This is a genomic window from Holdemanella sp. DFI.5.55 (assembly GCF_020593575.1).
In the GTDB taxonomy this organism is placed as follows: Bacteria; Bacillota_I; Bacilli_A; order Erysipelotrichales; family Erysipelotrichaceae; genus Holdemanella; species Holdemanella hominis.
Genome location: NZ_JAJDMK010000068.1, coordinates 1 through 12,137, shown reverse-complemented (window position 1 = coordinate 12,137; position 12,137 = coordinate 1). Strand labels below are relative to the sequence as shown.

10 protein-coding genes are annotated in these 12,137 nt (G+C 32.0%); 8 read left to right on the top strand and 2 right to left on the bottom strand.

The window, feature by feature from the left end; translation table 11 throughout:
• Positions 1-270: 270 nt before the first annotated feature.
• From LJE08_RS11075 to LJE08_RS11040, 8 genes are all read left to right on the top strand, one after another.
• On the top strand, positions 271-1,854 hold the full coding sequence (locus LJE08_RS11075; protein WP_227403238.1) for a PTS transporter subunit EIIC: 1,584 nt from the start codon (positions 271-273) through the stop codon (positions 1,852-1,854).
• A 60-nt stretch (positions 1,855-1,914) separates the two neighbouring features.
• Positions 1,915-3,285, top strand: coding sequence for a Xaa-Pro peptidase family protein (locus LJE08_RS11070; RefSeq protein ID WP_227403237.1), 1,371 nt, complete (start codon positions 1,915-1,917; stop codon positions 3,283-3,285).
• Positions 3,282-3,476, top strand: a complete 195-nt coding sequence (locus LJE08_RS11065; RefSeq protein ID WP_154556038.1) for a hypothetical protein — start codon at positions 3,282-3,284, stop codon at positions 3,474-3,476. The genes LJE08_RS11070 and LJE08_RS11065 overlap by 4 nt, the downstream gene beginning before the upstream one ends.
• 299 nt (positions 3,477-3,775) lie before the next feature.
• Positions 3,776-5,668 (top strand): BglG family transcription antiterminator, encoded by a 1,893-nt coding sequence (locus LJE08_RS11060; RefSeq protein ID WP_227403236.1) that lies wholly within the window; start codon positions 3,776-3,778, stop codon positions 5,666-5,668.
• A gap of 13 nt (positions 5,669-5,681) precedes the next feature.
• Complete coding sequence (locus tag LJE08_RS11055; RefSeq protein ID WP_118319471.1) at positions 5,682-6,119, top strand: PTS sugar transporter subunit IIA; 438 nt, start codon at positions 5,682-5,684, stop codon at positions 6,117-6,119.
• 18 nt (positions 6,120-6,137) lie between these two features.
• Positions 6,138-6,428, top strand: a complete 291-nt coding sequence (locus tag LJE08_RS11050; RefSeq protein WP_227403235.1) for a PTS sugar transporter subunit IIB — start codon at positions 6,138-6,140, stop codon at positions 6,426-6,428.
• An 11-nt stretch (positions 6,429-6,439) separates the two neighbouring features.
• Complete coding sequence (locus LJE08_RS11045; RefSeq protein ID WP_227403234.1) at positions 6,440-7,714, top strand: PTS ascorbate transporter subunit IIC; 1,275 nt, start codon at positions 6,440-6,442, stop codon at positions 7,712-7,714.
• 1 nt (position 7,715) lies between these two features.
• Positions 7,716-8,459 carry a sugar isomerase domain-containing protein gene (locus tag LJE08_RS11040; protein ID WP_227403233.1) on the top strand — a complete coding sequence of 248 codons (744 nt, stop codon included), beginning with the start codon at positions 7,716-7,718 and terminating at the stop codon, positions 8,457-8,459.
• A gap of 130 nt (positions 8,460-8,589) precedes the next feature.
• On the opposite strand, the gene LJE08_RS11035 is transcribed toward LJE08_RS11040, so the two are convergent.
• Entirely contained in the window at positions 8,590-11,112 is a 2,523-nt protein-coding gene (locus LJE08_RS11035) for a DEAD/DEAH box helicase (protein WP_227403232.1), read from the bottom strand.
• A complete protein-coding gene (locus LJE08_RS11030) occupies positions 11,076-11,669 on the bottom strand; it encodes a bifunctional 2-polyprenyl-6-hydroxyphenol methylase/3-demethylubiquinol 3-O-methyltransferase UbiG (protein WP_227403231.1) in 594 nt (197 codons plus the stop codon). Before LJE08_RS11030 ends, LJE08_RS11035 begins: the two co-directional genes overlap by 37 nt.
• Between the last annotated feature and the right edge of the window lie 468 nt (positions 11,670-12,137).

The window sequence follows — 12,137 nt, the reverse complement described above, 5'->3', positions numbered from 1 at the left end:
ATTATTGTACGCTATTTCTCGTCAAAAATCAACCATTTGTTGTGACAGAGCCTAAAAAATAAACCTTAATTTTTTTCTTTAAATGCATGTTCTTACGTATTTATATCGTTGGATGAAAATTCAAGAAATGGATGGAAAAACAGACTTTGATAAACAATTTTAAAGACCTTTGATTTATTGAATTGAAATTTATTTTAATGTAGCATATGAAATGTAAGAGCTTGCAAGTGATCATTACACATTTTGGAATTGTAAAGGAGAGAAGATTACATGAGAACTTTTATACAAAAGCTAGGTAAGTCCATGATGGGACCGTTATCTATAATTGTAGCAGCTGGTTTGTTGTTAGGTATCACTACTATTTTAACCAATGCTAGTTTAGTTGGAGAAGCATTTGCGAGTGCAGCAGGTGTTCAAGTTGTTGTAGGTGCAGTATCTGCATTAGTTGGAAAGGTATTTGGATTATTACCAATTTTATTTGCTATTTCTGTTGCCACTGGTATGGTAAAAGAAGATAAAGAAATTGCTGGATTTGCAGTTGTTATCTGTTTCGTTTTATTTCACGTAATGCTTAACTACATGTTAGGATTAAATGGAATTACAGCTGAAAACACAGCTATTGATTATTTAACAAGCCATGGCTCAACTACATTAGAGGCATATCAAATAAATGCGGCTTATGACACACAATTAGGAATTTTCACTTATCGTATGGGTATCTTTGGTGGTATCGTTGCTGGTTTATGGACAGCATTTATTCACAATAAATTCCATACACAAAAATTACCTGTAGCATTTAGTTTCTTTGCTGGTAACCGTTTCGTGCCAATTATGATTATCTTAACAGTACCATTTGTAGCAATTGTTTCATACTTTGTATGGCCATTCTTCAGTATGCTTATTGATGGCTTGGGAACTGTTATTAGTAAATCTGGTCCATTTGGATTATTCTTGTATGGATTTGCAGAACGTTTATTGATTCCTACTGGATTACACCACGTATTGAACCAATTGATTCGTTTCACTCCAGTTGGTGGAACTGCAATGATCGATGGTACAGTAGTATCTGGTGCATTAAATATTTTCCAAGCAGAATTAGTCGCAAAAAATATGGATATGAACGTTTTCCATCAAGCAACTCGTTTCTTAACTCAAGGAACTCACCCATTCATGATGTTTGGTTTACCAGGTGCTTGTTACGCAATGTATAAGACAGCTTACGCAAAAGAACAGCCTAAAGTTAGAGGTATGTTATTAGCTTCTGCATTAACTTCTTTTGCAACTGGAATCACTGAACCAATCGAATTCTCATTCATCTTTATTTCACCAATCTTATGGGTATTCCACGCATTTATGGCTGGTATGTCTTTCTTGATTATGTCTTTATTACAAGTCGGTGTTGGTAACGCTGGTGGTGGTTTCGTAGACTTGTTTATCTTCGGTATCCTACAAGGTACATATACTAAATGGTACTTCTGTGTAATCCTAGGAATTGTTTACTTCTTCGCTTACTTCTTTGTATTCAAATATGTAATCGAAAAGAAGAACTTAAAAACTCCTGGACGTGATGTAGAAGATAGTAGTGATGATGTAGGACAAGTTGAAGCTAGTGAATTGGGAACAACAATTTTAAAAGCTATTGGTGGTAAAGAAAACATTCGCGACATTGATAACTGTATTTCAAGATTAAGACTAATTTTAAATGATACTTCAGTAGTTGATGAAGCTGCATTAAAAACAACTGGATCATTAGGAATTATTCGAATTAATGAAAATAATATTCAGGTTGTATATGGTCCAAAAGTAGAAGAAGCAACACACGCTTTAAAACAAGCAGCTGGTACGTATAAATAATAACAAAATATCTATAAGTGTATTCTTATAGATATTTGTTTAGTTAAGGAGATTAGATTTATGGAAGTAAAATATGAAAATGTAAAATTACCTGAGTGCGATTGCACAAATGTTCCAGTGCAGTTAACTGATGAAACAATGCAGGAACGATTAAATAAAGTGCTAGATAGAATGAATCGTGAAAACTTTGATTCATTAGTGATTTATGCAGATTTAGAACACGGTAATAATTTTGAGTACTTGACAGGATTTTTACCTAGATTTGAAGAAGCATTATTAGTTTTGAATTCAAATGGGAATCATTATATGGTTCTAGGAAATGAAAATTTAAATAAAGCTTCAAAAGCGAGAATTAAGAATACATCTATTCACTGCCCACACTTTTCATTACCTAATCAACCTATGGATGTTAAAGAAGGAATCAAAGATATCTTAAAACGTTGTGAATTTAAAAGCGGCGATAAGGTAGGCATTGTTGGATGGAAAAACTTCACTAGTAAGTATGAGGATAATGCTCAATTATTCGATGTTCCATATTATGTTGTAGATACAATTAAAGAACTTGTTGGAAGTAATGTATTTAATGCAACAAGATTATTTATTGGAGAAGATGGTGCACGTTGTACCAATAATGTAAATGAAATCGTTCACTATGAATTTGGTGCTGCCCTTGCGAGTGATTGTATTTTAAAAGCTATGAACCATTTAGATGTTGGTATTTCAGAAATGGAATTGGGAGATATCCTAAATGCATATGGACAAAAAAATAGTGTTGTTACAATTGCTGCATCAGGTCCTAGATTTATTAAGGCAAATATTTATCCAACCAATAACACTGTAAAATTAAAAGATCCAATCAGTTTATCGATTGGATATAAAGGTGGATTCTCATCTAGAGCTGGTTATGCAGTTCATGACAGTAATGAATTGGATGAAACTGTTCAAGATTATTTAGATGTATTAGTAAAACCATATTTCTCATCCGTAGCAGTATGGCTAGAAAAAGTTCATTGTGGAATGCTTGGTGGCGAAGTTTATGATTTAATTGAAGAAACAATGCCAAAGACTGAATACAATTGGAGCTTGTGTCCTGGGCATTTAACAGCTGATGAAGAGTGGATGTCATCAAATATTTATGAGAATAGTAAAGAATTAGTACAAAGTGGCATGTTGTATCAAATTGATATTATTCCATCAAAATCAGGCTATGCTGGTACAAGTGCAGAAAGTACAGTTTTATTAGCGGATGAAAATCTACGAAAACAGATTGCACAAGAAGAACCAGAATTGTGGAATCGAATTCAAAAGAGAAGAAAATATATAATTAATGAATTGAATATTTCATTAAATGATGATGTTTTGCCAATGTGTTCAACAGTCGCATACTTAAGACCATTTTTATTAAATAAAGAAAAGGCTATGAAACTATGAGTCACAAATTGAATTTTCTAAAGAGTTATATCTTAAATGCTTTGGCATTTGTATTTTCTTATTGTATGCCGGTTGCAGGATTCTTTATTCTTGGCTATGCATTGAAAAAGGATTTACCTCAAACAAGAATTTATGCGTCTTGTGGAGTCCTTCTTGCATTTTTAACACAAATCGTAACAAGATTAGTTTAAAATCTTGTTTTACTTAGGAACTCAAATATGGGTTCCTTTTTTTTAATTACAGTTTTATAACAATTTACGCTTGTGTAATTTTTTGGAAATAGTGTGGTGTAGTAGGAAATGTAGAATGCAGCGAAACTTAAACTTGCCGCTTTAAAATTTGTTCAATGATGCAGTTTGTGTGTTAATAAAATTGTTGTGAAACCGCAATCATTTTAAATTAATTGTTAAAAAAAGTGCCACATTGCTGGTTTATATTTTGTATTGAGGTAAAATTTTAAAATGATTAAATTATAGATGAGGTAAGAAATATGATTGCATTAACTTTAAGACAGAGAAACATTATTGAATATTTATTAAGCCGCGATTCGTATGTGACTAATGATGTGATTGCGTCTAATTTTGAAGTGAGCAATCGTACGGTGCGTAAAGACTTAGAAGTAATTTCTGCTTACTTAAAAGAACAAGGAATCTCTTTGGTTCGAAAGCCTGGTAAGGGTGTATGGATAGAGGATAAACAAGAAGTATTGTTTGATGATTTAAGTTGCTCTTATTCTAAGAATGAGCGAATTGTTATTTATGCTACATCATTGTTGTTGGATGATGTAAATACATTTATGACTCTTGCTTCTAATTGTGGTGTAAGTAAACAAACAGTAATTAATGATTTGAATACTATTGAAAAATTTCTTGATGGATATCATCTTTCATTAATAAAAAATCAGGGTGTTGGTACAAGCCTTGAAGGAGATGAGACTGATATTCGGCGTTTGTTTATTGATTTGTTGTTTACAAATGATCATTCGAAAATTGTTTATGAACTATGCATAAATAATGATGGTATTCAAAGAAATCTAGATGTTTCATTTGAGCTGATAACAGAAATTGAAAATGAATTTCGATTTAGATATGTAGATAGAGATCGAATTTCCATTGTTTTAAGCTTTTTGTTGAATCGATTGGGGTTAATGAAAACAAAAAATTCGACAATTCAAAGTTCAGACATGGAAAGAATCAATTCTATCTTGTCTACGAAAATTTCGGATAGTAATGATAAAGAATATATTAGTTCGTTCTTATTAGGTGAACGAGTGGAGGGGTCTTTAACTTTGGATTCAAAGGTTGAAGATGAGGCAAATGAAATAAGTGAACATTTGATTTCATCTTTAAAGAAGATACATTACTTTGATTCTGAAGATATGAAAGATATCATACGCAGTTTAACAGTACATGTTCGAGCAGCAATTTATCGATGTAGGAATAACATTCATATTCGTAATGAATTGGATGAGCAGGTGCGTTTTGCAATTGGTGTTATGTATGAATTCACAAAAAAAGAATTGAATGTGTATGAAACTAAATACAATTTAAATTTTGATCAAAGTGAAATATCGTATATTGCATTATATCTTGCTTCTATTTTTGAAACAGGAGTACAAGAAGATTTAAAAGTAGTTATTATGATTGTTTGTACTTTTGGGTTGGCAACAAGTTCTATTTTAAAATCTCGTATGTATCAAATCTTTGGAGATTGTTTTATTGTAGGACCTTATTCGATTGAAGAGGCGGAGAAATATTTAGAGAGTCATGAGGTGGATTTAATCATATCAACAAATTATATGAGCGTGAAATCAACGAATGTGATTTATATCAATCCATTATTAAAACAGAATGATATTGAAATGATAAGAAATACATTGTTTCAGGAATCCTTTATGAAAATGTGTTCTTTGTTCTTTAATAAGAATAAAGTTGTAGAACATGATTATCATTGTTTAGGTGAATATATTTCGAAAAATGATGTTTCAATTTCGAAAGGAAATATATCTTGGGAAGATGCAATACGCAAGGCAGCAGCACCTTTGGTGGATAAAGGAGATATTGAAGGTAAGTATGTAAATACGATGATCCAGGCAGTAAATGAATTTGGAACTTATATGGTTATTACTCCTAAAGTTGCTTATGTACATGCTGGCAAAGATGATGGAGTGAATAGAAATTGTGTTTCATTGTTGCTTTTAGAAAATGAAATACAATTTGGTTCATTTAATACAAAGCCAGTTATTGCGATTGTTGTTTTAGGAATTTGTGATAAGGAAGAATCACAATTGTTAAATATTGCCAATATATTGGATATACCAGAAAACATAGAGCTATTAAAAAATAGTAAGAATATAGAGTCGATTTTGAGTTTACATGATTGAGGAGAAAATAGAGATGAGTACAGGAATAAAATTACAAAATATTCAAATTGGTTTAGAAGCAAAGGATTGGAAAGAAGCAATCCGTATAGCTAGTGTGCCTTTAGTTAAATGTGGTTCAATTGAAGAACCTTATGTTGAAAATATGATAAGTAGTGTAGAAACATTAGGACCATATATAGTGATTATGCCTCAATTTGCGTTGGCTCATGCTGCTCCGTGTGAGTATGTAAAAAAATCAGATATTTCAATCGCAACGTTTAAAAATGATATTGAATTTCATTGTGATAACGATCCCGTAAGAATTGTAATGTGTTTGGCTTGTACAGATAAAACAAGTCATATAGAAATGTTACAAAGTGTTGCCACTACACTAATGGATGAAGAGATAGTGGCAAAGATGGTTGCCTGCACAAGCGAAGAAGAACTATATTCTTTGTTTCAGGATAAATAGAGAAAGGAGTGAGAAAGAATGAAAGTACCAAAGATTCAAACTGTTTGTGGATTTGGATGCGGCTCTAGCTTGATGCTTCGTATGAATGTAGAAAAAATCGCAAAAGAACATAATTATGAAATTGAAGCATTTTGTGGAGATGTTGGTTCATGTTGTGCAAACCAGTGTGATGTAATTTTTATTTCTGAGGAATTGGCTGATCGAATCAAAGATCGTGCACAGGTTCCTGTTGTGGCTATTAAAAATTTCATGAACAAAAAAGAAGTAGAAGAAAAAACTTTAGTTTACTTAGAAGAAAATTGTAAATAAGGAGAGTATGTATGGGAGTATTAAATTTTATTATTAATGAAATCTTCAATCAAGGCGCTATATTCCTTGCCTTGATTGCTTGTATTGGTTTGATTCTTCAGAAAAAATCATTTTCTGAAATTGTACGTGGAACATTAACTACGGCAATCGGTTTCTATATTCTATCTTGTGGTACTGGTTTAATTACTGGTAATTCTATTGATGGAATTTCGGCTGCTTTTAATGCAGTAACACCAAGTGCAGTTGCAAGCAAAACAGTGGATATTGGAGCTGAATTTGGAACACAGATTGGTATTGTAATGATCATTGCGTTTGCTGTTAACGTATTAGTGGCTCGTTTTACAAAATGGAAATCTATTTTCTTAACTGGACATATGTTATATTGGTTCCCATTTGTATTTATTGCTGCAGGTGTAGATGCTGGATTAACTGGTGGTAAATTAATTGGATTAGCAGCTGTATTTACTGCAGTATATATGATTGTTTCTCCAAATTTGATGAAACCATTGGTAAAATCTGTTACTGGTGATGATTCATTTACAATTGGACACCCAACAACATGTTTATCATTGTTATCTGCAGGATTAGCAACTTTATTTGGAAATAAAGAACATTCTACAGAAGACTTAAATGTACCTAAATCATTAGGATTCTTAAGAGAAATCTCAATTACTGGATCAATTACTATTGCGATTACTTACATTGTTTTATATTTTATCTTAGTAGCTAACGGAAAAGATCCTGGAACTGTTTGGGGATATGCAGGTGGAACTACTGGTATTTTCACATATATCTTTACACACGCTATTTACTTTGGTGTTGGTATTACTGTAATGCTTCAAGGTGTTCGTATGATGATTGCTGAAATCGTTCCTGCATTTAAAGGTATTGCGGATAAGATCGTTCCAAATGCTATTCCAGCATTAGATGTTCCAGTTATTTTCCCTTATGCACCAAATGCTTTATTAATTGGATTTATCGTTGCTATGATTACATCAATTATTACTTTATTACTAACTAGTGGAATGTTCCCAACAGTTGTAATTCCATTGATTTCAACTTGTTTCTTTGAAACTGGATGTGCTGCTATTATTGGTAATGCCAAAGGTGGAGTTCGTGGATGTATTATTGGAGCCGCTGCATGTGGTATCGTAATGGTATTCTTAGTTGGATTTGGAGCTTACTTCTTCAATAACACAATTCAACAATGGATGTTAGTTTATGGTGGCCAGGACTTCTCTTTATGGGGAATTGTAGAAGGATTTATTGCTCGATTAATTGCTTAGTATGGAATTCAAATATTTAGAACGCATTCATGAGTTAATGGATGTCATCGAAAAAGATGAAGCAAAGTCCATGGAAGAGTGTGTTGACTTACTGACCACATGTATCTTAAATAAACATTCTATATATACTTTTGGTGCAAGTCATGCAGGCATTTTGAGTGAAGAATTGTATTATCGTGCTGGAGGTTTGATGTTATTTAATCCAATCTTTGGTAGAGAGATTATGCTTGATACATCTCCAATTACTTTAACAAGCAAAATGGAAAGATGTGTTGGTTATGGAACAAATCTAGCACAAAGTAAAGTTAACTTTAAAAAAGACGATGTATTAATTGTTCATTCTGTTTCTGGAAGAAATCCAGTAGCCATTGAAATTGCAGCAGAAGCGAAAAAAATGGGCGCCAAAGTAATAGCTATCACAAATTTATCTTATTCTAAAAGTGTGACTTCTCGTCATCCATCAAAAAAGAAATTGTATGAATTTGCTGATATTATTTTGGATAATCATGGTGATGTTGGTGATGCTTGCGTAAAAATTGATGGTTTAGAACAAAAGGTTTCTCCAACTTCAACTGTAATCGGAGCAATGATGCTTAATTCGATTGTTGCTGCTGTAGCACAAAAATTAGTAGATTCAGGCATGAAAAAACCGCCAATCTTTTATAGCGCTAACTTAGATGGCGGTGATGCATTGAATCAAAAATTGTATGAAGAGTATAAGGAAAGTATTCATTATCAATTTTGATTCAGCAGAACAATTATAGCATAACAAACAGGAGCTGTAACGGATAAGGAAGTTTCAGCTCCTTTGTAAAGATATGTGCCCTATTTGGCACTTACAAAAAACGGTTTGGCTGTTTATGGTCAAACCGTTTCTACATTCCACCCATATCAGAATAATAGTGTTGTAAGTCCTCCTGCATTTGAGACTTAACTCTATCCCAATCTTCTTTATTCATCTTACTATATAGAGCATGATTCATTGCGATAATGCTTAAATCTTTTGAGTAATATAAGAATCGTTTACGTTCAAATTTTTCAAATGGATTTGTTAGCATGTTTTTGCAGATTGCTTTTCTATCTTGTAACATTGTTTCATTATATGGACAAGTGCTGCGATCTACTTGAAGTCCTCTATCAATTCGATCTTGATAGAATGCAATATAATCATTTAATACATCGTCTATTTTTGCATCGCCAATAGTATTAACATTTTTAATAAAGGCTAATAGGAATGACATTTTATAAGATAATGAATAATCTCTTTCTTCTAAGAATTCAAAGAAGTCTTGTTTGATTGTATTGTTGTTGTGTTCTTTGATTCCTAGTTCATTTCGATATTTTTCAACATCATCAGGACTAAATAAATATAAAGATTTACTTCCAAATTTGTATTCTACACTAGGCTTGATTTTTCCTTTTTTAATCCAACTTGTTACAGTTCCGGTATTGATAAAGTATTCTCGTGCGAGTTGTTCTTGACTTAGGTAATCACCATACTTATCTTCAAATGTGTTGATATCCACTTCAGTAATACGCTCAATTCGTTCTTCAATTCCATCAACAACTAACATGTCTCCAGGAGTGTAATTTGTTATTGTGATATCACCAAATGGTACATAATATGGATTTGCAAATATAGTATGCATATTACAAGCTTTGATCATAGCTCCATATTCATCAACAACATCAATCACAATCACATTTTTCTTTGTATCAGTTTTTCGTAGCCCTCTACCTATTTGTTGTAGATAAAGAACTTTAGAAAGAGTAGGTCTAGCCATAACTAAAATGCCAAGCTCAGGATAGTCCCATCCTTCAGAAATCATGTTACAAGTACAAAGGAATCGGATTTTCTTATTCTTGAAATCATCCATGACAGATGTAGGATTTTTTGTTTGTCCAGTATAGCTTGCTGCAACAATTCCTTCTTTGTTAAGAAGACGAGCCATTTCATTTGCGTGAGAAACATTAACACAAAAGATAACGCCTTGGCGTAAGCTAGCTTCTCCAAAAGTAAAGTATTCTTTGAGTAAATCTACAATTAATTCATTTCTAGAAGTTACTCGTATTCTTTTTTCTAGATCTGCATTTACATAATCTTTACCATTAAAACGAACTTTAGAAAGATCAATATTTGTTTCAATTCGATATACATTTGCCTTGGCAACAATCCCTTTTTCCATAGCTTCTTTTAAAGATAGAGAAGTGGAATAGCTTCCAAACACAGTCTCTAATTTTTTCTTATCCGGTCTTTGATCTGTTGCAGTCAATCCTATGGTGAAATCTGCATTATAATATTGAATAACTCTTTTTAGTATGGGAGCCACCGCATGGTGAGCTTCATCAACAACTATATAATTATAATAATCTGAAGATAATTCTGTATAATGTCTTGCCATATATGCATAGGTTCTTATATCAATTTTATCTTCTAGTTCAGGTAAAGAATTATGCACTCTTTGATTCCAGTCTGCCAAGATATTGATTCCTGGAACTAATATTAATCCTTTAAAACCTTTCTTATTCTTGGCAAACTCACGTAAATCTTCCTCAACAATTTTAGACTTACCAGCAGCTGTTGGTAGTACAATCAAAAATGCTTTAATTCCAGCATCTCTTCTTTTCTGGATTTCTTGTAAACTAATGGATTGATGTTCATATAATTCAACGGATCTGTCTATTTTTAAACCGTTATCAATAAATTTAGAAGCATCATTTCCAAAATATTGTTTAATATCATCTTCAATGCGATTTTCAAATGCACAATCTTCAGTAGAAAAACGGAATAATTTGATTCCCCATGAGGCACATGTATTTTGTTTTGTTAATTGTTTTTTATATTTTTCTTCACCAATAATTTGAGGGTGATGATACGTTACACCGTTTTCTTCCACTGCATATTTTTCATCTTTTGTTCGTACAAAATAATCAAGGAAATAATTCTTTCCGTTTTCATCACAAATACCATATTCTCTAGAAATGTATTTAAGTGCATTCATGCCATAAGCATTTGAAAAACTCTTCTCGAAATGCAGTTCTAATGGAGATACATCGGATTGTTCACTTCTGTCTCCAACACTTCTTGTATAACTAGTAGGCAATACAATTTCTTTTCTAGAAAGATATTTATCGACTTCTAAATGAGAGTAGCCTAAGAAACGGAAAACTCTATTAAACTGGTGCATATAATTATTTTGTTTATCTGTGATCAGCATATATGAAAATACAGGATCATTACTCTTGTGCTCACAAATATCTTCATCAATAATGACCATATCTTTTCCATTATCATAGAAATTAGATATTCCACCATTTGGATATTTGATTTTTTCTCTTAAAGAAAAATCAGTATGTTCAACTAAGAATGGGTCTTTTGAAGGAGTAGATTCAACCATTTTTCTTCCTCCCTTCCTGGTCTTACATCTGTTGTAATCCAGTATTCTTTAATTATTAAGGTATCTACACCATGAATGAAATCTTTGAAAAAATCTAAAGTGAAATCTGTGAAGAATCTTCCATTTCTTTCACCTTCGAAATTTCCGTATTTAAAGGATGTATAAATAATTCCATCATCTTTTAAAGACTTACTCATTTTTGATAAGACATCTTTTAATTCGGATTTTGGTAAATGTAATATAGAAGAGCATGCCCAAATGCCATCATAGTAATTTTGTTTATCCAAATCTTGAAACAACATGTGTTTTACTTGAATACCAGTATATGCACTGGCACTTTTACATAATTCCAAAGATCCATCAATGGCTTCAACATCATAGCCTGCTTCAATAAAACATTTAGTATCTCTTCCAGATCCACATCCAAAATCTAATATTTTATTTCCGGATAATTCTTTTAGAAATTTATCTTGTATATCTTTTAAATCTGCTGATACAGTTCCTTGAATAAAGGATTCAGCATTCTTATTATAGTAGTCCAAAGTTTTGTTTATCATATATACCTCTAATACCATCTAATACTGTGTATATAATATCTTGAAGTTGTATTCAAATCAATTTAAAACAAAAAACAGGAACTTTGTGTGTTCCTGCATTTATAATTTTAGAATTCTTAACAAAAAATAGAGCTGGATTTGAGTAAGTTGTGAAATGGTACCAGCTCTAATGCTAAAGGGTTGATTATTTAAAATAACCAACATTGATATATTACCATAATATTAATTTTTCATCAGCAAAAAAAACATTTTTTGTGACAAAATAAAAGGACCGGAATGGGCCCGGTCCAGAAATGGGAATGTTGAGAAAGTTAATTGAAAGGGTTAGAGTCTTAACTTATCAACATAATTACTATAACACGTTTCTATAGGAAAAGAAAGCATATTGTTATCGAATGTACACTTGAAAATAAAAATAAAGGCTCTGTCACAACAAATGGTTGATTTTTGACGAGAAATAGCGTACAA

Coding starts and splice junctions, on each gene's coding strand:
- LJE08_RS11065 (WP_154556038.1), top strand. CDS start 3,282: ATGAGTCACAAATTGAATTTTCTAAAGAGTTATATCTTAAATGCTTTG.
- LJE08_RS11070 (WP_227403237.1), top strand. CDS start 1,915: ATGGAAGTAAAATATGAAAATGTAAAATTACCTGAGTGCGATTGCACA.
- LJE08_RS11050 (WP_227403235.1), top strand. CDS start 6,138: ATGAAAGTACCAAAGATTCAAACTGTTTGTGGATTTGGATGCGGCTCT.
- LJE08_RS11040 (WP_227403233.1), top strand. CDS start 7,716: ATGGAATTCAAATATTTAGAACGCATTCATGAGTTAATGGATGTCATC.
- LJE08_RS11075 (WP_227403238.1), top strand. CDS start 271: ATGAGAACTTTTATACAAAAGCTAGGTAAGTCCATGATGGGACCGTTA.
- LJE08_RS11045 (WP_227403234.1), top strand. CDS start 6,440: ATGGGAGTATTAAATTTTATTATTAATGAAATCTTCAATCAAGGCGCT.
- LJE08_RS11060 (WP_227403236.1), top strand. CDS start 3,776: ATGATTGCATTAACTTTAAGACAGAGAAACATTATTGAATATTTATTA.
- LJE08_RS11030 (WP_227403231.1), bottom strand. CDS start 11,669: ATGATAAACAAAACTTTGGACTACTATAATAAGAATGCTGAATCCTTT.
- LJE08_RS11035 (WP_227403232.1), bottom strand. CDS start 11,112: ATGGTTGAATCTACTCCTTCAAAAGACCCATTCTTAGTTGAACATACT.
- LJE08_RS11055 (WP_118319471.1), top strand. CDS start 5,682: ATGAGTACAGGAATAAAATTACAAAATATTCAAATTGGTTTAGAAGCA.